The sequence below is a fragment of the Runella sp. SP2 genome, assembly GCF_003711225.1.
Lineage (GTDB): Bacteria > Bacteroidota > Bacteroidia > Cytophagales > Spirosomataceae > Runella.
This window is the reverse complement of sequence record NZ_CP031030.1, coordinates 253,004-272,454: the sequence shown is the minus strand read 5'-3', so window position 1 is coordinate 272,454 and position 19,451 is coordinate 253,004. Positions and strand designations below refer to the sequence as shown.

General features: G+C 45.3%; 15 protein-coding genes. 12 read left to right on the top strand and 3 right to left on the bottom strand.

Translation table 11 applies throughout. The annotated features are described in order from the left end of the window. Window position 1: 1 nt before the first annotated feature. Window positions 2-352 carry a helix-turn-helix domain-containing protein gene (locus tag DTQ70_RS01125; protein ID WP_122929101.1) on the bottom strand — a complete coding sequence of 117 codons (351 nt, stop codon included), beginning with the start codon at window positions 350-352 and terminating at the stop codon, window positions 2-4. A gap of 309 nt (window positions 353-661) precedes the next feature. Between DTQ70_RS01125 and DTQ70_RS01120 the strand changes: the two genes are divergently transcribed. The 5 genes from DTQ70_RS01120 (at window position 662) to DTQ70_RS01100 (ending at window position 4,405) form a co-directional block, all read left to right on the top strand. After that, on the top strand, window positions 662-1,420 hold the full coding sequence (locus DTQ70_RS01120; RefSeq protein WP_122929100.1) for a type 1 glutamine amidotransferase domain-containing protein: 759 nt from the start codon (window positions 662-664) through the stop codon (window positions 1,418-1,420). Between the two features lie 89 nt (window positions 1,421-1,509). Next, window positions 1,510-2,175: a hypothetical protein gene (locus tag DTQ70_RS01115; protein ID WP_164489797.1), complete on the top strand. Its 666-nt coding sequence runs from the start codon at window positions 1,510-1,512 to the stop codon at window positions 2,173-2,175. A 5-nt stretch (window positions 2,176-2,180) separates the two neighbouring features. After that, window positions 2,181-3,119: a bestrophin family protein gene (locus DTQ70_RS01110; protein ID WP_122929098.1), complete on the top strand. Its 939-nt coding sequence runs from the start codon at window positions 2,181-2,183 to the stop codon at window positions 3,117-3,119. Next, a complete protein-coding gene (locus DTQ70_RS01105; protein ID WP_122929097.1) occupies window positions 3,119-3,772 on the top strand; it encodes a potassium channel family protein in 654 nt (217 codons plus the stop codon). Before DTQ70_RS01110 ends, DTQ70_RS01105 begins: the two co-directional genes overlap by 1 nt. A gap of 12 nt (window positions 3,773-3,784) precedes the next feature. Further along, a complete protein-coding gene (locus DTQ70_RS01100) occupies window positions 3,785-4,405 on the top strand; it encodes an NADPH-dependent F420 reductase (protein WP_122929096.1) in 621 nt (206 codons plus the stop codon). 91 nt (window positions 4,406-4,496) lie between these two features. On the opposite strand, the gene DTQ70_RS30550 is transcribed toward DTQ70_RS01100, so the two are convergent. Next, the gene (locus tag DTQ70_RS30550; protein ID WP_164489796.1) at window positions 4,497-4,724 is read right to left on the bottom strand and encodes a hypothetical protein; all 228 of its coding nucleotides are present in this window, start codon (window positions 4,722-4,724) and stop codon (window positions 4,497-4,499) included. Window positions 4,725-4,883: 159 nt separating this feature from the next. Between DTQ70_RS30550 and DTQ70_RS01095 the strand changes: the two genes are divergently transcribed. The 3 genes from DTQ70_RS01095 to DTQ70_RS01085 are packed head-to-tail and all read left to right on the top strand — an operon-like array spanning window position 4,884 to window position 8,144. Continuing rightward, a complete protein-coding gene (locus DTQ70_RS01095; protein ID WP_122929095.1) occupies window positions 4,884-6,188 on the top strand; it encodes a sensor histidine kinase KdpD in 1,305 nt (434 codons plus the stop codon). A gap of 50 nt (window positions 6,189-6,238) precedes the next feature. Then, window positions 6,239-6,964: a response regulator transcription factor gene (locus DTQ70_RS01090; protein WP_122929094.1), complete on the top strand. Its 726-nt coding sequence runs from the start codon at window positions 6,239-6,241 to the stop codon at window positions 6,962-6,964. Between the two features lie 52 nt (window positions 6,965-7,016). Then, window positions 7,017-8,144 carry a DNA alkylation repair protein gene (locus tag DTQ70_RS01085; protein WP_122929093.1) on the top strand — a complete coding sequence of 376 codons (1,128 nt, stop codon included), beginning with the start codon at window positions 7,017-7,019 and terminating at the stop codon, window positions 8,142-8,144. Window positions 8,145-8,283: 139 nt separating this feature from the next. Here the strand turns inward: DTQ70_RS01085 and DTQ70_RS01080 are convergent, their stop codons facing one another. Continuing rightward, window positions 8,284-11,397 (bottom strand): cyclic nucleotide-binding domain-containing protein, encoded by a 3,114-nt coding sequence (locus tag DTQ70_RS01080; RefSeq protein WP_122929092.1) that lies wholly within the window; start codon window positions 11,395-11,397, stop codon window positions 8,284-8,286. Window positions 11,398-11,502: 105 nt separating this feature from the next. Here DTQ70_RS01080 and DTQ70_RS01075 point away from each other — a divergent pair, with 105 nt between their 5' ends. From DTQ70_RS01075 to DTQ70_RS31015, 4 genes are read left to right on the top strand one after another with little or no spacing between them, the layout of a single operon-like run. After that, the gene (locus tag DTQ70_RS01075; RefSeq protein WP_122929091.1) at window positions 11,503-12,870 is read left to right on the top strand and encodes an ATP-binding protein; all 1,368 of its coding nucleotides are present in this window, start codon (window positions 11,503-11,505) and stop codon (window positions 12,868-12,870) included. Next, entirely contained in the window at window positions 12,870-14,993 is a 2,124-nt protein-coding gene (locus DTQ70_RS31025; RefSeq protein ID WP_229600049.1) for an ATP-binding protein, read from the top strand. Before DTQ70_RS01075 ends, DTQ70_RS31025 begins: the two co-directional genes overlap by 1 nt. Window positions 14,994-15,004: 11 nt before the next feature. Beyond that, window positions 15,005-17,197, top strand: coding sequence for an ATP-binding protein (locus DTQ70_RS31020; protein ID WP_229600048.1), 2,193 nt, complete (start codon window positions 15,005-15,007; stop codon window positions 17,195-17,197). 35 nt (window positions 17,198-17,232) lie between these two features. Further along, window positions 17,233-19,437, top strand: a complete 2,205-nt coding sequence (locus DTQ70_RS31015; protein ID WP_229600047.1) for an ATP-binding protein — start codon at window positions 17,233-17,235, stop codon at window positions 19,435-19,437. Window positions 19,438-19,451: the final 14 nt, after the last annotated feature.

The following is a 19,451-nucleotide window of genomic DNA, read 5'->3' as shown; positions in this document are numbered from 1 at the left end:
TTTAAATTGTATCACTTATCCCCATCTCTGCCATCAATTCTAACCCATAGTTTCTGATAACCTTCACTACTTCAATGGCGCGAAGTCCGCGTTCGGTGATGGTGTATTCGGTTTTGGGTGGCACCACTGCATATACTTTTCTTACCACAAACCCATCCTCTTCGAGTTCGCGCAGTTGAGTAGTAAGCATTTTTTGCGATATGTGCGGGATGTCTTTCTGTAACTCACTGTACCGCATAACACGGTCTTTCAACCGCCACAAAATCGGCATTTTCCACGTCCCTCCAATTCGGTCCATTGCGAACTCTACTGGATTGTAATACATTTTGCCGTTGTATCTAAAATCTCCCATTTTAAATTAGTCAGTGTAAAACTATTTGAACCCGCTGATTGCGCAGAATAAATACCCGCAAAACAGCGCAGAATCAGTCAGCGAAAATCTGCGTAACAATCTGCGTGAGTCTGCGGGTAAAAAATCCAGCCCACTGATTGCGAAGCAGTTACACTTATTCGAGACCTATCTGTCTTCAAAAATAAACATACATCTTCATAATTTTATACATACTTTTTAGTGCGTATCGTACAAAAAAGTGGTACACATGGTTTTGTATGCTTGGTCACCCAATTTTGCTCCACAAATAAACAACCAACACACATCACAATGATTACAGAAATTAACAGCTACGTTCATTTCCACGGCGCACCTACTAAGGGCAAAATTTTAATGGTGGCTAGTTCGCCAAGTATCTCACAGCAAACAGGTTGGCCCATTGGATTTTGGGTGGCAGAGCTTACGCATCCACTTCGTGTTTTCCAAGAAGCAGGCTATGAAGTAGAGCTGGTTTCGACCGAAGGTGGAAAATTGGAGATGGACACCTACTCTAATCCCACCGATGCCAGTGGCTATTCTGCCCACGACGTAATTTCGTTGGGCTACATGCAACAGCAGTGGTTCAACGAGATGCTCACCAACACCAAAAAACTAACCGAAGTAAAGGCAGACGAGTACGATGCCATCTTTTTGGTAGGTGGCCAAGGGCCGATGTACACGTTTAGAGGCAACCAAGAACTAGAAAAACTTTTTGCGAATTTCTACGAAGCTGGCAAGCCCAGTGCCGCCGTTTGTCACTCGACAACGTTGTTGCTCGAAGCTAAAAAATCAAACGGAGAATTGATTGTTGCGGGAAAAACGTGGACGGGTTTTGCCGATGCCGAAGAAGAATTTGCTGACCAAGCCGTGGGCATGAAAATTCAGCCCTACCGCATTGAAACCGAAGCGCAAAAATTAGCAGGAACGACTTTCAAAGTAGCCGCACCATTCTCTTCGTATGCGATTCAAGACGGAAATTTGATTACGGGTCAACAGCAAAATTCGGGTGCCGCAGCGGCTGAATTAGTGGTAAAATCGTTGGGTAATTAATTTAACAAACCTTTCACACAGATTTTTACAGATTTAACACACAGATAAACGCAGAACTAATCTGGGTTTATCTGTGAACAATAATCTGTGTGAAAAAACACCTACAACACTCATCAACGATGGTGCTTAACAGTGTAAAATTTCTCCTTCTTTTCCTACTCACAGGCTTTATATCCTCCCATGCCCAATCAGTAGAAATATATGCGGGGCATAAACGGGCGGGCATAGACTTAATGTGGTTTAAAAACTTCAAAAATATCGAAAACGAAACCACACCGTTCCTGTTTTTTAGCCGTAACCGAGCAAGTACCGATTACCAAAATTCACCCACCGCCTTTGGTTCGACTAATGCCCTTTCGTATAATTTCAAAAATGGACTAGGGATTGTTGGCGTTGCCTCTTTTCTAAATGCAGGGTTCACCCCAAAAGTGGGCATTCAATACAACAAACAAAAAGAGAACTTTATGTTTTTTGGCTGGCTTGTGACTGATGTAAAAAAAGAAAATAACATCGATTTATTTGGTCTTTTCCGCTATCAACCTACCATTAACCGTCAATGGAAAGGCTTTTTTCAAGCTGAAGTATTTCCTGTGTATTCCCCAAATACGCAACTTTGGAACCTTACTCAGCGCTTTCGATTGGGTACAAGGTTTCATACATGGGCGGGTGGACTGATGCTAGACCTCAATCAAACAGGGAAAAAGGAATTCTCCAGCACACAAAATCTAGGAATTTTTATACGCAACGAATTCTAACCACCATGATTCTACGCAAAGTATTTAACCCCATTGCCGTCGCTCGATACATGCTTACCGAGTTACTGGTTTCTACTTTACTTACGGTAGGCGTATTTTTTTTGTATCACAATCAGCACCTTGAAAAAGTAGTTTTACCCTTTTCTGTCGCGGCCATTTTAGGGAGTGCGTTGGCCATTTTTTTAGCTTTTCGCAACAACAATTCCTACAGTCGTTGGTGGGAAGCTCGCACCCTTTGGGGGAGTATTATTAACAATAGTCGAATTTTTGCCCGCCAAATCATCGCCAATGCCGACAACGCCGTCGCGGTTGGCAAAGCCTCCCCACAGCAGGTCGATGATTACAAAAAGGAATTGATTTACCGTCAAATTGCCTTTGCTCATGCGCTACGCTTACACCTTCGTCGTCAGGATTCATGGGACGAGGTCAAACACTTATTGTCAGAACATGAGTACCAACACCTCCTCCAAAAAACTAACAAACCCAACTATTTACTTCAAAATCAAGGTATTCGTATCAAAGAAGGAATGCGTTCAGAAATTTTAGGAGCATTCGACAACATTAGTCTCGAACCTACACTAGCGGGTTTTAATAATTTTCAAGGAGCGTGCGAACGCATTAAAAACACGCCCCTTCTGCGTCAATACCATTTTTTCACCAAATTATTTATGCTGGTGTTTATGGTTATTCTTCCGTTTTCGTTGATAAGTGACTTCAACAAAATGGGCATTCCTGCCCTGATGATTCCCGTGAGTATGCTCGTTTCGTTTGTGTTTGGGGTAATGGGTAAAGTAGGTGAAGTCAACGAAGACCCGTTTGAGAATCGAATCACCGATGTTCCGATGACGTCTATTTGCAATACCATTGAGCGAGACTTGAAAGAAATGCTGGAAGAACGTAACTTACCTGCAAAAATTGAAGCTCAAAACGGATTTCTCCACTAATGAAAAAGCACTTACTGAAATACAGATTTGAGTTTTTACTCAGCATTTTGACCCTCGCTATTTTTGATAAAATCGTCATTTTCTCCGATACTATTTACTCCAGTTATGTTTGGCCTACCAACATGCTTTTGTTGGGCGTAGGGTCGTTTGGCTTATTTCACGACCAAAATTTGCTGATAAAGTGGGTAAAAAATATTTTAATTATTTCAGTAATCGCCGTACCGATAGCGGCACGAACTATCTTCGTCAATTCGGTACTGACCCAGGTTGCCTTATGGTCTTATTTGCTTTTTTATACCATTATTTTCACCGAGGTTATCAGGCAAATTATCAATAAAAACGAAGTAACCGAAAGCATCATCATGGGGTCGTTAAGTGGCTTTTTACTCATCATTGTCGTCGCTTCTTTTAGCTTTTTACTTATCGACTTTCATCTTCCCAATGCTTTCCAAAATCTCCAAGGAACGACTATTCCAGAGAAGTACCATCAAGTCGTTTATTTTAGTAGCATTACCCTAACGACCATTGGGTACGGCGACATCACCCCCAAGGCCGACAATGCTAGGCTATTAGCTGCTTTTTGGGGTGTAGTAGGGCAGTTTTATATGGTGGCCGTCGTCGGTATTATCATTTCAAAATTCACCTCTAAATAATCACTAGAATCCATGAAAATTGCAATCATTGGCTCAGGCAACGTCGGCGGGGCGTTGGCTCAGAAGTTTATCGGTGCAGGACATACCGTCTTAATGGGAGCAAAGTTTCCGTTGAGCGACAAGTCAATCAAACTCGCCACCCAAATCGGTGAAGATAGATTCGCAAGCATCGAAAGTGCCGTTCAACAATGCGAAGTCATCGTGCTTGCTACGCCCGCACCCATGGCCGTAGAAGTAGCTCAATCGCTGGGCGATACCACGGGAAAAGTTATCATCGACACCATGAACATCGTGATGGGGCGCGGCCCCGCAGGTTTTACCAATACCTCGGAAGCCATTTTGGCCAACATCGCCACCACCGATGTCGTAAAGTGTTTTAACACCACAGGCTTTAACAACATGCTCGACCCTACTTATGGTGACCACGCCATCGACGCATTTGTGGCGGGTGACTCAGAAAAAGGCAAAGCCATCGCTTCGCAATTAGCGTTGGATGCGGGTTTTGGTGCTTGCTACGATGTGGGCGGAAATGACAAATTCCAACTCATGGAACAGTTTGCATTCTTTTGGATAAACCTTGCGATGTTCAAAGGCCAAGGCCGCGACATTGGTTTTAAGCTATTGACACGCTAGGTGCTCAAGCACATTCTGTACTTACTTTTAGCAAAACGCCACCCTACGGAGACTCCCGCAGGGTGGCGTTTTTTTGCACCAAGCTATCAAATTACAATTTCGCAATGGCCTTTGATTTTGAAAGTTTACTCGGTTTTGCCGATGCTGTTTTGGTGCAAGATGTTTGGCAATTTTTGTCGTTTTTGGCGCAAGCCTCAGTTTTTTCGCAAGCAGTTTTGCAACACTTCGACTTGTCGCAGCAGTTAGGATTCGATTGAGCTGATACTTCGGCCGCAGCAACGGCTACCAAAAACAACGCAGACAAAAGAACTTTTTTCATGATAAAAATACGTTAAAGAGTGATTAATTGATTTGATTGTTTTAACGCTACAAAGGTAAGGCAGCCTCCCCTTTGCTTGGTGTCATCGGGGTGTTACCCACTTGTTATCAAGTTGTTATTTTAGGGTTTAATTCTCTGGCTAGATGTTACATTTGTTCTATGAAAATTCAACGAAACAACCTATCGGTCATTCTTATCGCGTCGGCACTGGGAGGAATTGCGCTGGTAGTAATTCAATTGATTTGGATGCGGCACTCCTGGCAACTCTCAGAAGAGATTTTTAATCAGCGCGTGTCGATGGCGCTTTGTGCTACCATCGAAACCTACGACGGTGGTTCTTTGTGCGCGGGGAGTCATTGTTCGATGGCCAAAAACTCGGAAACGCTTATCCTCGCCAACGTCAATGATTTACCCGCAGGTTTGATTGACAAGCCCGATTTTCGAACCGAACTCAACAAAACGCTGGCATTCTATCAAATTGATTTGGACTACCAGTTGAGCCTTTCGACGACCAAACAATGTCAACCCGATGTTTACCAAACCGTCGTCTCGTTGCCATCTTTAAAAGGCAACGAAGCATATCTACGAATGAGTTTTCCCAATAAAAAAAGCTTCATTCTCCGCAGTATGAACTTAATGATGTTCGCTACGGTCGTGATTTTGATTTTTGTAACAGTACTCCTATTACTTGTCAACTGGTCGTTGATGAAACAAAAACGTTTGCTACAAACCAACGTTGATTTTTTCAATAACATGGCCCATGAATTCCGAACTCCACTCAGCAATATCGGATTGGCAGTGAACATGTTATCCAAAAAGCACAGCGAACTGAAAGACAATCAATTAATAGATATCATCCGTCGCGAAAACAAGCAACTGCTGCACGAAGTAGAGCGGGTATTACAGTTGGCCAAAGTTGAAAATGGCGACTATGCCCTCGAAAAAGAACGCGTATCGGTAAGTCAGCTCCTTCAAAATGCCATTGATAGCTTGTCCATGCCGATTGCCGAGCGCCAAGCTACGCTCTTACTCGAAGATGTCCCTGACGACCTTTATATTTTTGGAGATAAACAACATTTGGGAAATGTTTTCCGCAATTTGCTTGATAACGCCCTCAAATACACCAAAGAACGTCCCTTGATTCGGATTTCGGTTCAAACCGACGATAAAGGCGTCATCGTAGCAGTTCAGGATAACGGCATTGGAATTCCGACAAACCAACGAGAAATGATTTTTGAGAAATTTCAACGCATTCATCACGGAGATAAGCACGCTGCCAAAGGTTTTGGGCTAGGGTTGGCCTACGTTAAAAGTATGATTGAACTGCACAACGGCTTTGTGCGGGTTAGTAGCGAAGAAAATCGTGGAAGTAAGTTTGAGGTATATCTCCCTACGGTATCAAACGAGGGTTTGACTAGGTCAGACGATAGTAAGACCGTGAAAAATCGTCAAAGTATGGTCTGACTACCGTCTGACCATCAATGGCCTTAACTAACCCCCACAATCATCTGAAAATGAATCAAAAACAACGCATTTTACTGGTAGAAGATGACCTCAGCATGGGCTTTTTGCTGACAGAGTTTTTGGAGGACAATGGCTTTGAAGTAAAACTGTGCCGCGACGGAGAAAGTGGACTTGTCGCCCTTCAACGTAGCCCGTTTGACCTATGTATTTTTGACATAATGATGCCCAACATGGATGGTTTTACGCTGGCACAACATTGTCGAGCAAAATCAACAACCACTCCATTCTTATTTTTAACAGCACGGTCTCTCAAAGACGACAAACTCAAAGGGTTTGAGTTGGGTGCCGAAGATTACATTACCAAGCCCTTTGACGAAGACGAGTTGCTGTGCCGTATCAAAGTGCTACTGCGTCGGCAAGTCTCCCCTGCTACCGCCGTGCCCAGCCAACGGTTTTCCATCGGTGCGTATGTGTTTGATTATTCGAGGCAAGAGCTAACGTACCAAAACGAAACGTGGCGCTTGACCGAAACCGAGAACGAAGTATTAAAACTACTGTGTCAGCACCAAAACCAAATCTTGAGACGTGAAGATGCTGTGGAGAAAATTTATGGCAAAAAGGACTATTTCTTAGGTCGGAGTTTTGACGTTTTTATTTCAAAACTTCGCAAAATGCTCCAGCACGACCCCCGTATTAGCATCGACAATGTATTTCGGGTGGGTTTCATTTTAAATGTACAAACCGACACTATTTTGCCAATTTCTTCCCAGGTTTAGCACCGCTATTTGTATCTTTGCAGGGTCAACAGCCTTACAAAACAAATTACTCATGGAAGAAAAATTTTCCCTCAAAGACCATCTTTTTAACCCGTCGAAGGTGGCATTTCTCACTCGTTCAATCGCCAATGTGTATCCCGCTTTTGAACAAGAACTATTTCAACAAGAAGTCCTTAAAGCCTTTCCTCAACTAGAACTGAAAGAACGCATCGCACACATTCGGCAGTGTTTTCGGAAATACTTACCCGAAGATTATCAAAAGGCTACCAACATTTTGCTTCAAGTACTTCCCGCGCCTTTGGACGAAACCTTGAGTGACAATGACTTCGGGGATTTTATTTATGCCCCTTTCAGTGATTTTGTGGCGCATTATGGCTGCACCCGCGAGCAGCTCCATTTTTCGTTGGAAGCCATCAAAGAAATGACCAAACGTTTTTCTGCCGAGTTTTCTATTCGATTTTTTATCAACGCCTTTCCCCAAGAAACCCTAGCGGCGCTCCTCACTTGGGCCAACGATTCCAATTACCACGTTCGGCGTCTTTGCAGTGAAGGGAGTCGGCCTAAATTGCCGTGGGCTCAAAAAATTCATATTGCCGCCGAAGATGCCTTGCCCATTCTTCATCGTCTTTATGCCGATAAAACCCGTTTTGTTACAAGAAGTGTCGCTAATCACCTCAATGATATTGCCAAAATTCAGCCTGAATTGGTGCTAACTACCTTAAAACAATGGCAATCATCGGGCAAACAGGCCGAAGGTGAGATGAACTTCATGACCAAACATTCGTTACGAACTTTGGTAAAAATGGGTCATCCCGAAGCGCTTCATATGTTAGGATTTGGAAACAGCACCAACCTCAACCTCAGTGCGGTGCAGTTCGATACGCGGGTGAAAGTAGGCGACTCACTTTCGTTTTCATTTGAACTAAGCAGCACCGAAACCAAAACCGCCGTAGTGGATTATATTCTGTATTTTCAGAATAAGCAAGGAGTAATGACCAGCAAAAAAGTCTTTAAATTACAAACGCTCACCCTTCATCCCGAAACTCCTCAAACACTTTCCAAACGCCACGTTTTTCGTCCCAACATGACTACGCGGCAACTATACGCAGGCACCCATCAGATTGACATTCAAGTCAATGGAGCGGTGCTAGCCTCTTTTCAGTTTGAATTGGAAGTATAAAAACAGAAGATTGATTTCGTCGGGTTGTGAGCAATCTGATTGTGTGGAAGGTTGCTCACAACCCGATTATCGTGTCGAGGGTTTCTCAAAACCCGACGCTTCCCCCCCCGTTCAACCCGACGCTTTTCCCAGCGTTTTTTTATTTCGTCGAAAGCTGGCGCAGCTTGGTATTTTGGGTGCGAATCCGTTGGCAAAGAATTTTGATGATGTTCCGAAGCACTTCGCCACGTTCGTCCATCAAATCATAAAAATCCCCTTGGTCGATTCGGAATAGTTGCACGTCTGTCAAGGTCACTACCGCCGCCGAGCGAGGTTCGGTATCAAGTAGGGCTAATTCCCCAAAAACATCTCCCCGACCAAAGGTCGCCAGCTGAACTTTGCCATCGTAGATTCCCACTTCGCCGTCATAAATCACAAACATACTTGTTCCCAAGTCACCCTTATCAAAAATCGTTTGACCTTCGTGGTAGCTAACTTCGCGCATGATGGGCGCAATGCTACTCAGGACGTTTTCGGGGGTTTCGGCAAAAAGTTCGGTGTTTTTTAGAACCATAACCCGTTCCGTAATCGAAACCGTAGCGGTGGCAGAAGAATGACTCATAAGGCGTAAATCGGGGTATTGAAATAAGGTTTCGAGCGGGATACCACGCAAAGCCAATCGGATAGTCCAATCGGTAAAATAGCGCGTTCCTTGCTGTAAAATATAGTCTTTGATTGATCCATTAGCTGTCGATGCCCCCAGTTGAGCATCCATTAAGCGGATTTTATCGGCATCGGCAACGTTGTCGAGCAGCGCGTGTAAGCTCGCATATACCTGACGAGGCACCACATTTTGAAGTAATTCGAGCGAATTGGCGCGGCGTTCGCGCGAGCTGTGCAACAAACTTGCCTGCGTGCTCAGAATCGCCTCTTGGTCATATTGTTGCATTAGCAAGCCAAAAATCCGCTGAATCAGCACTTCTTGTTCGTAGTTAAGGCTATTTTTAAGGTCATTGCCGAGGTCTGTTTCATTGGTAGCGTGCAATAAACGTTGTGCCAACAAAAACTCTTCTTTCAGCAATTGCTCAAAAATAATAGCTTTACCTCGCGCATTGGGGTAGTTTTTCAACGCCTGCAAAGCCGAAGTTCGAATCGTTACGTCGGGGCGTTGAAGCATTGCTACCAACAAAGCGTGGGCTTCTTCCGACTGCATTTGCCCTGCGGTCACTATCACACGTTGGGTCACTGTCAAGGAGTTAGCCGAAGTTTCTAAAGCAGATAGTACAGGTATGGCTTCTAACTGAGCCAAGCTTCGTGCCGCTTGCCGCCAATATATTTTTTCTTTTAACAATCCCGCTACTTGCTCCGTCAGCGCTGGATCTTTTAACTTTCCCGCAGTCTCAATCGCTGCCATGACCACCGTGGGGTCAGACTGTTTTAGTGCATTACCTATCAGTTTAGTGTGGATTGATAAGCCCAATTCTTTGACTATTTCGAGAGCGGCCAACTGGCTTTTCACCTGCTCACTTTGCAGCATGGCTTTCAGCGCGGTTTGCCCTTGTACTTGTTCAGGATGGGTGGTCAGCAGTCCAAGTAATGCACCCTTTCTAACCACCAAATCGTCGTGGTACAAAAACTCTACCGCCGCCGATTCAGAATCTTTACTTAATACAAATGCCGCTTTCTCCCGTACGCTGGCTTCAGCGTCGTGCAAAATCATCATTCGCAGCTGGGCAGGTTTGAGCTTTACTTTAAGTTGGTCGGTAATATCCAAGGCTTTCACCCGAATCCGTTCGTTGGAATGCCCTACCAGCTCCGTCACGTACCGATACAGCCGATCTGATGACACACTTTTCGGCCGATTGGCCACCAACCATTCAATCGCGTTGATTACTTCCTTGGGTTTGTCACTTTGCAAGTTCTTTAACACGGCATGAACGGCTTCGTCGGGCACGGCCAAATCTTCGGCCGCCATAAAACGTTTGCTCAATGCTTCTTGCAACGTAAGCACGTATTGACGGTACGTTCTCCTCAAAAACCACAAGGCAAACAACGCCCCAATCACAATTTCTTCTACCAAAAACCAGTCACCTCCTTGCCACAAATGATGGCTCAAATACAGCATCAATCCACCAATTCCTAGTCCCAGTGGCTCGTAGAAACCTTTGGCGAGGGTATGTCCGCGCAGACGTTGGTGGGTAGAAAGTGGCTGAAAAAGCACCAAAAACACAGGGTCGAAAAGTGCTCGACGCACAACCTCAAAACCTAAATAGACAAAGCAATAAGCCACCAATTGCACCGACACATCGGCCTCCGTGAAGAAAATCACGCCCAATGCCATCGACACCAATATTCCTCCTACGGGAAGCAATGCCAACATTCGGTTGATGCCAAAATACTCGACCGTTTGGCGTGAAACAATCAGCTTCACAAACGTTGCCAGTAAATAGGTAAGTGCCAGCACAATACCGAGGTATTTCATCACGTCGGCTTGGCTGTGGAGTTTGTATTTTACGTTAATAAAAAAAGCGTATTCTACTCCCGTTGCCATGATGGCTACCGCCGTTAGGCTTAGACACATGGCAAAAATCAATTCACTTCCCCCAAACAACTGCGCAATCAAGCGGGGCATTTGAGTGCGGCGTACGGGAGCATGCCCGTGTTCGGTGGCGACTTTGTGCGACCGAAACGTTTGCACGGCGGTGTACATCGCCGCCCAAAAGAACCCAAATGCCAATAAAATAAGCACCAGCAGTTCGGTATGACCATGAATTAAGACTGCCAAAACACCCCCAAGGGCTTTAGCGGGCATGTCTCCTGCGCTAATCACTCCAAACAACCGTTTGCTCTGGCGAACATCAAATACAACCGCCGAGACGCCCCAAAATTCAAGATTTGTTAATAAATAAATCGCTCGAAAGCCCACCATGATGGCCACCGAAGCCGCCACCGAATGCCCAAAATAAACCAACGCCAAAATGACAGCTGTCAGCAACAGCACCGCCCCAAGCACCCGAATCACCAGGCGGTCGAGCAACAAATGGTGTTCAAAATAGCTATAGATTTTCCCCACCAGCATCATCCCCACCGCCGAAGCCATGTACGCCAGCGGAAGACTCGTTTCTGGGTGATTTTCAAGGAGAATGACGTTGGCCGACACGTAAATAAGCATCGTACCAAAGCCTAAAAAAAAGTGGTGCAAGAAAAACAGTCCTACGGTTCGGACTTCTTCAGCCCTGATGCCTAACGAACGGTATAGTGGGTAAAAAGACATAGCGAGTAAGCAATATTGGACAAAAATACAGATATTGGACAAAAAACAACTTATTGCGACCTTTGATATAACTTATTCCTAACAAAACCTCGTTCGGTCACGGTTATGAGCTTTATACTTCCTTTTCTGGTAGCTTTCTTTTTGCTACCTTTTGTTCAAAAGTTTTTACAAACTGCTGAGCGCCTGCCCGAGTGGCACGACCGAATTCGCATCGGGCGATTGATTGCATTTGGTTTTTTATTGGTGGAGGTTGTGACCGATGGCGAAAAAATCTCCCCACCCGTTTTTTTTGGCTTACTTATTTTGGTGGCATACCCCGCCTATCTTTTAAAAGAAGAAGTGCCAAATGCCCGCTTGTTGTTTTGGATGATTGTGCCGTTAGGCGTTGTTTTCTTTATTGATAACTTGGCCGAATACTGGATGCCTCGCTTCTACGAAAACTACGACCTCTTCTTTCAAACGGCCAAATCCATCGTTTTTGTCCTCAGTTTTGTGCTTGCCATTATTGCCCGAAATCAGCAACGAGAATTTAACAAGCAGCGCCAAAAACTTGTCCAAGAAGAGGAAAATAACCGCGTTTTGGAAGCCAAAAAATTGGATTTGGAATACCAAGTGGCCGAGCGTACTGCCGAAATCACCAAACAAAAAGAAGAATTACAACAAGCCCTCGAACACCTCAAAGCCACCCAAGAGCAACTGATTCAGTCGGAAAAACTGGCGAGCTTGGGCGAACTCACGGCGGGCATCGCCCACGAGATTCAGAACCCGCTCAACTTTGTCAATAACTTCTCGGAAGTGTCGGTTGAACTGCTCGACGAACTCAAAGCGGAACGTGCCAGACCCAAAGAAGACCGCGACGAAGGACTTGAAAATGAGATTTTGGACGATATTTTTCAGAATTTAGAAAAAATAAACCATCACGGAAAGCGCGCTTCGAGCATCGTTACGGGGATGCTTCAGCACTCACGAGCCAGTACGGGTAAAAAAGAACCCGTCAATCTCAACGCCCTCGCCGACGAGTATTTACGCCTAAGTTACCACGGCTTGCGCGCGAAAGACAAGTCATTCAATGCCAAAATGAATACGTTTTTTGATGAATCTTTGCCCAAAGTCAACGTCATTCCGCAGGATTTTGGGCGGGTATTGCTCAACCTCATCAACAATGCTTTTTACGCCGTACAAGCCCGAAGCCTCAGCCAACCCGAAAACTATATGCCTACCGTGACGGTTAGTACCCAAAAAACCGACCAAGGAATTGTCATTAAAGTAGGCGACAACGGAACGGGTATTCCTGAAGAACTCAAATCCAAAATTTTCCAACCTTTTTTCACCACCAAACCCACGGGGCAGGGAACGGGGCTAGGGCTGAGTTTGGCCTACGACATCGTCACCAAAAGCCACGGAGGAACCATCGAGCTCGACAGTGTCGAAGGAGAAGGAACGACATTTACCATTATTTTACCCACTCATTGATGAAGCATTGTTTATTCCTCTTTCTTTTCTGCGCTGCCACCCTCGCCAATGCGCAGCTTCCTCCCCTCCAAGTGGACTCTCTGCCTCCTGCTGGAAAACCCTTTGACAAAGGATGGAGCTGGCGGCCAGAAAACGCAAAAGATACCGTTTGGAAGCCCATCGACGTGTCTTTACCCTTTTCTGAAAACCCTGATTTTGCTTCCTCAAAAGTCAGTTGGTTGCGGCTTATCCTAACAATAGACTCCAACCTGTGTCAACGCCCGCTCGCCCTTCTTACCCGTCAGACGGGTGCATCCGAAGTCTATCTCAACGGAAAGCGCCTTCGTCAGCTTGGAAAAGTGAGCGAAGACCCCACCTCCGAAAGCACCTATTCGACAGGCTTGGGCAGTATTTCGTACCTTGTTTTTCCCAAAGCAGGAATTTATACCCTCACCGTTCGGCATTCGTACACCAGTCGTCCAACGGCGTTTTTGCAAAAGTTATTTCCTTCCAAAAAGGTGCTGTTTGAATGTACACTGATTGAGCCAACGGGACGTTTTGAAAAAGCCTTTCAATCAGGCAGATACGTCGCTTGGTATCATTGGTCATTGGCGGGGTTATTTCTGGTCATGGCCGTTTTGCATTTTATCCTTTATCTCTACAATACAATCAAAAGCTACAACCGCACCTTTGCTCTGTGTCTTTTGTTTGCCACGCTGCATTTTGTGACAGGTGATGTTTTATTTGGCACCACCCATCCTTTCACCGCCTCACTTCTCACTTTTGCCTACAGTCTCTTTATTTCACTTTATATACTCATCCTTTGCTACACCATTATCAGCTACCTACAGCAGCCCATTTCTTGGTTTTTTAAGGTGGTAGGTGTTGTTTTTATAGGTGTTACTTCTACAAGCCTTCTTGTCCCCAACGCTCCGTTCACCCAATACATCTATTACGGGAGTATTCTTGGGCTGTTGATAGAAGTCGTCCGAAAAGTTGTACTTGCCCGCAAATCCAATCAGCTCGACTCCCGTTCTCTGATTCTTTCGTTTGTCTTAATGATTGTTTTTTTGAGCGCTCGTTTGCTCATTATTTCGGGAACTATTCAAGTCGGTTCGGTGCAAAACTGGGCCAATTTCTTAATGATTTCTTTTTATGCGTGTACGCCGCTGACACTTTCTATGTTGATTGCGCGTAGTATTTCAACCACCGAAAAAGAATTACAGTCAAAGCTAAAAGAGGTAGAAGAGTTATCGTTGGAAAAACAACGCATTCTTTCTCAACAAAATGACCTGCTTGAAAAACAAGTAGCCGAACGAACCGCTGCCCTCACGCAATCTTTAAAACACCTACAAGCCACCCAACAACAACTGATTCAGTCGGAAAAACTGGCGAGTTTGGGAGAACTTACGGCGGGCATCGCCCACGAAATACAGAACCCGCTTAACTTTGTCAATAACTTCTCGGAAGTGTCGGTAGAACTGCTCGACGAACTCAAATCGGAACGTACCAAAGAAGAGCGCGACGAAGAATTGGAGAACGAGATTTTGGATGATATTTTTCGAAACCTAGAAAAAATAAACCACCACGGGAAACGCGCATCGAGTATTGTAACAGGGATGCTCCAGCACTCACGCGCAAGCACGGGTAAAAAAGAGCCCATCAACCTCAATACCCTCGCCGACGAATATTTGCGTTTGAGTTACCACGGACTACGTGCCAAAGACAAGTCATTTAATGCCAAAATGAATACGTTTTTTGATGAATCTTTGCCAAAAGTCAACGTCATTCCGCAGGATTTTGGGCGGGTATTGCTCAACCTCATCAACAACGCTTTTTACGCCGTGCAGGCCAAGGGAAAATTAGGAATCATAGACTATTCCCCCACGGTTTCGGTACATACCCAAACCACCGAACAGGCAATCGTCATCAAAGTAGAAGACAACGGAACGGGCATTCCTGATGAGCTCAAATCCAAAATTTTCCAACCCTTTTTTACCACCAAACCCACGGGGCAAGGCACGGGTCTGGGGCTAAGTTTGGCCTACGACATCGTCACCAAAGGCCACGGAGGAACCATCGAACTCGACAGCATTGAAGGAACAGGGACGACGTTTACCATTACTTTGCCCAATCCTTCCTAACCTCATTTTTTATGAAGCATTTATTAAAAGTTTTTCTATTCATTCTAGTCGGTTGTCAAGCTTGGGCCCAAAACCGCGCCCCTATCAAGAGCATTTCCTCGGATGGCACCTCTTTGTCTAAGTTTTGGAAATGGAAAGAAGGCGATAACGCCGAGTGGGCGGCTCCGTCGTTCAATGACTCTACTTGGAAAGATTCACCCGTTTTGTACAAAAATATCAGCCATTTCCCCGAACTGCGCGAAGCCCAAATTGGCTGGTTTCGCAAACCACTGCGCGTTGATTCGAGTCTTGCAAAAAAGACGTTGTTCCTAAGCATTGAACAAATGGGTGCGTCGGAAATTTACCTCGATGGCAAGCTGCTCCACAAGGTTGGGGTCGTCAGTACCAACCCCGCCGTAGAAAAAACCAAGGTGCTGGCCGAATTGCTCCCAATCACACTTCCAGACACGTTGCAGCACGTTTTAGCCATTCGCTATTCATTTACGAAAAGCAATTTCTATTTTCCAGGCACGGGTCAAGAGCTTTTCAAAATCAAACTTCACGACATTAATCGCTGGGGAGGTTCCTTTTATCGGGATAACCTAGAAATGAGTCGAGCGCTGGCATTTTGCATTGGCGTTTTCTTTATTTTCAGCTTATTACACTTTCTTTTTTATTCAACCAACCGCCAGCAAAAGGTTAGTTTATCGCTGGGGTTTACGTTGTTATTGTTTGGTATTTCGTTTTTCGCCGACTTCCTCGACGACCATATTACCACCATTAGTGGCCACGAAATCAATGAGTTAATCACGCTGATTACACTTTATCTTGGTCTTCTTCTCATCAATGTCTCGCTGTATCTCTACCTCGATCAGCCCTTCAAGTATTTCTTTTACCTGCAAACAGGACTCATGGCGTTGGCCTTGACATCCACGATTTTTGACATCACGCTCCCCTTTGAGATTCAAACTTGGCCTTTCTTCGTTTTGCTGTTTGTTGACTTTATTCGGGTCAGTATCCTCGCCGACCGCCGACGCCACCCCAACGCCAAAGTGCCCGTCAATACCCTCATCGCGATGGCGGTTTGTATCGTGGTGTTCTTTGCGGTCTCCATTCTGTTTGGGATGTTGGCTTACAACTTTAATTCGCCTCAATCTACTAGCGAATATTTCCTGGTTGTTTTAGGCATTTTAGCGCTCATCTTTGTATTGAGTATTCCCGTTGGACTCTCGTTGTCATTGGTAAAAGAATACACCCGAACACACCGTTCATTGCTCAAAAAAATCACCGAAATCGAAGAACTTTCGGCGCGAAATTTAGCCCAAGAGCAAGAAAAACAGCACCTCTTGAGTACCCAAAATGAGTTGCTCGAAAAACAAGTAGCCACGCGTACATCCGAACTCAAAAAGTCATTGCAAAGCCTCAAAGCCACGCAAGCGCAGTTGGTGCAATCAGAAAAATTGGCTTCATTGGGAGAGTTGACGGCGGGCATTGCCCACGAGATTCAGAATCCGTTGAATTTTGTCAATAATTTCTCGGAAGTATCAACCGAATTAATCGACGAAATGAAAGAAGAACTTGAGCGCGGCGACACCGAAGAAGTGAAAGCCATTGCGGGCGATTTACGACAAAACCTGCAAAAGATTGTCCACCACGGCAAACGCGCCAGCAGCATCGTCAAAGGCATGTTGGAACACTCACGGACGGGCACAGGCGAACGACAACTCACCGACATCAATGCCTTGTGCGACGAATACCTGCGCCTCTCTTACCACGGAATGCGCGCCAAAGACAAAAGTTTTAATGCTGATTTTGAGTTGATTACCGAACCTAATCTACCCCAAATCAACGTAGTTTCTCAAGACATTGGCCGCGTGCTGCTCAACCTTATTAACAACGCGTTTTACGCCGTCAATGTGGCACGGGCTTCTAGCCCTTCTTTCAAACCCAAGGTGAGTGTGCTCACCGAAAAAAGCGACAATCAGCTCATTATCAAAGTCAAAGACAATGGATTAGGCATGAGCGACAAAGTGAAAGCGAAAGTTTTTCAACCTTTTTTTACCACCAAGCCTACGGGCCAAGGCACTGGTTTAGGTTTATCGTTGGCCTATGACATCATTACCAAAGGCCACGGTGGCAAAATCGAAGTAGAATCGGAAGAGGGTAACGGTACTACATTTACGATTCGACTTCCCCTTGTAACCGCGCCCATTGCCGTTTCCTAATGTTTCCAAACCATTCTTTTCAATACAGCCTTTCCATGAAAAACCCGATTTTAATCCTTTTCTTTTTGCTGTTTTGGGTCGTTGCCCAAGGCCAAAACGTCAGTAGCATCGACAGTATTCCGTCCAAAGGGTTGGTGTTGACCAATGGATGGAAATGGCACGCGGGCGACAACCATGAATGGACTAATCCCGAATTTGACGACAGTGATTGGCAAATAGTTGACCCCACACAAGACGTAAATACCATACCAGGGCTTTCGCAAAAAGGCTACGGATGGTTCCGAACGACGATTGAGTTTTCACCCGTAGTTGCTCAAAAACTGACTACCCTTCAAATCAGCCAAAGCGTGGCCTCGGAAGTGTATATCAATGGGCTGCTGGCACGTACCATCGGTAAAATTGACCTAAAGCGGGGTGTTGTACAAGCGGCCCACATTTTTCAAAACAGCTCCATCGGTCTTCCTTATTCGGTCAGTTATCCGTTTGTGCAAATTTCTGTTCGGGTAGCGTACGAGCGAAACTCGTTTTACAATCGCGTAGGGTTCAACAAAAACCACTGTTTTAGGGCAACGCTCATAGAAACCGAAAACGCGCCCAAAACCTCGGCCTACCTACGTTTACAAAGTTATTACGGGTGGTTTCAAGTAGGCGTATTTTTTATTCTTACCTTTTTACATTTATCGTTTTTCTTTCTCTACCGCACGCAACGCGCCAATCTTTTTTTCTCAGGTACGACCTTCGCCTTGGGGGTTGCGTTTTTTTGTATTCCCCTTTCGTTCGATTTTGTCGAGACGCTCTCCCTCTATTTCATCGTCGAATTTATTCAAACTATTTCTTTTCCCATTGCTTATTTGTTCCTAATCCGTGCCATTTACGAGATTTTTCACCAAAAAACGGGCATCCTCTTTTGGCTTATCGTTGTGTTTGGCACTTTTATCATGCTTAGCCTTTTTACGCCGTACTCGCTTGGTTCTATATGGGCCGAATTTGGCACGGAACTCCTAATGACCGCCGAAGTGATTCGGGTAACGCTCGTTGCACTTCGTAAACACCAGCCTGGCGCACGCCTCATTATGATTGGGATGTGTCTTTCGCTGGTCATGTTTATGTTGTTTTACTTCGATGTTCTCCTCGAATACTACGGCCTAGCGCCCCTGTTTCCGCAAGGTTTTGGAGGCATTATTACCTACCAAATCGCCGTTTTGTGCGTTCCGCTTTCAATCTCGCTTTACTTAGCCATCAGCTTTTCCCAAACCAATAAAGTACTGATTGAAAAGTTGCAGGAAAATAACTCGCTTACCCAAAAGACGTTGCAGCAAGAACAAGAAAAACAACAAATTTTGGAGGCCCAGAACGAAACCCTCGAACGCCAAGTGCGCGAGCGAACATCCAAGCTAGAGAAGTCGCTGGAAGAGTTAAAAGCAGCGCAAGACCAACTGGTGCAAAAGGAAAAAATGGCGAGTCTTGGTGAACTAACCGCAGGGATTGCCCACGAAATTCAGAATCCGTTGAACTTTGTCAATAACTTTTCGGAATTATCCATTGAACTTGTGAGCGAATTGAAAGAGGAATTTGAAAAGCCCGACACTGAAAAAGAACCTGACCTTATCAGCGAACTACTCGCCGATTTAACCCAAAACCAAGAGAAAATCAATCACCACGGCAAGCGCGCTTCTTCCATCGTCAAGGGCATGCTCGGCCACTCGCGGATGGGCACTGGCGAACGCCAACCCACCGACATCAACGCCCTGTGCGACGAATATTTGCGGCTCTCCTTTCACGGAATGAGGGCCAAAGACAAATCGTTCAATGCTGATTTTCAGGCTAATCTTGACCCTTCTCTCCCAGCTGTCAATGTCGTACCGCAAGACCTTGGCCGCGTCCTGTTAAATTTGTTTAATAACGCCTTTTACGCCGTCAACCAACGAAATACCGTAGGGACGTTGCATGCAACGTCCCTACCAGCCCCAACCGTATCGGTACAAACAAAACGCCTTGCAATTGCAGTCGAAATAAAAGTAAGCGACAACGGAAACGGGATTCCAAATGACATTTTACCCAAAATCTTCCAACCTTTCTTCACCACCAAACCCACGGGCGAGGGTACAGGGCTTGGCTTGAGTTTGAGTTATGACATCATTACCAAAGGGCACGGTGGCACCTTGAGAGTAGAAAGTGCAGAAGGAAAAGGAACAACGTTTACGATTACGCTACCGATTTCAGTACTTCCCTCCGTTTGATTCCCCTAAAAACT

What these genes read in the sequence shown, in the direction of transcription:
- DTQ70_RS01095 (WP_122929095.1), top strand. Translation starts at nt 4,884, where the DNA reads ATGAAAATTCAACGAAACAACCTATCGGTCATTCTTATCGCGTCGGCA.
- DTQ70_RS01090 (WP_122929094.1), top strand. Translation starts at nt 6,239, where the DNA reads ATGAATCAAAAACAACGCATTTTACTGGTAGAAGATGACCTCAGCATG.
- DTQ70_RS01125 (WP_122929101.1), bottom strand. Translation starts at nt 352, where the DNA reads ATGGGAGATTTTAGATACAACGGCAAAATGTATTACAATCCAGTAGAG.
- DTQ70_RS01075 (WP_122929091.1), top strand. Translation starts at nt 11,503, where the DNA reads ATGAGCTTTATACTTCCTTTTCTGGTAGCTTTCTTTTTGCTACCTTTT.
- DTQ70_RS01120 (WP_122929100.1), top strand. Translation starts at nt 662, where the DNA reads ATGATTACAGAAATTAACAGCTACGTTCATTTCCACGGCGCACCTACT.
- DTQ70_RS31015 (WP_229600047.1), top strand. Translation starts at nt 17,233, where the DNA reads ATGAAAAACCCGATTTTAATCCTTTTCTTTTTGCTGTTTTGGGTCGTT.
- DTQ70_RS01100 (WP_122929096.1), top strand. Translation starts at nt 3,785, where the DNA reads ATGAAAATTGCAATCATTGGCTCAGGCAACGTCGGCGGGGCGTTGGCT.
- DTQ70_RS31020 (WP_229600048.1), top strand. Translation starts at nt 15,005, where the DNA reads ATGAAGCATTTATTAAAAGTTTTTCTATTCATTCTAGTCGGTTGTCAA.
- DTQ70_RS01085 (WP_122929093.1), top strand. Translation starts at nt 7,017, where the DNA reads ATGGAAGAAAAATTTTCCCTCAAAGACCATCTTTTTAACCCGTCGAAG.
- DTQ70_RS01105 (WP_122929097.1), top strand. Translation starts at nt 3,119, where the DNA reads ATGAAAAAGCACTTACTGAAATACAGATTTGAGTTTTTACTCAGCATT.
- DTQ70_RS30550 (WP_164489796.1), bottom strand. Translation starts at nt 4,724, where the DNA reads ATGAAAAAAGTTCTTTTGTCTGCGTTGTTTTTGGTAGCCGTTGCTGCG.
- DTQ70_RS01110 (WP_122929098.1), top strand. Translation starts at nt 2,181, where the DNA reads ATGATTCTACGCAAAGTATTTAACCCCATTGCCGTCGCTCGATACATG.
- DTQ70_RS01080 (WP_122929092.1), bottom strand. Translation starts at nt 11,397, where the DNA reads ATGTCTTTTTACCCACTATACCGTTCGTTAGGCATCAGGGCTGAAGAA.
- DTQ70_RS31025 (WP_229600049.1), top strand. Translation starts at nt 12,870, where the DNA reads ATGAAGCATTGTTTATTCCTCTTTCTTTTCTGCGCTGCCACCCTCGCC.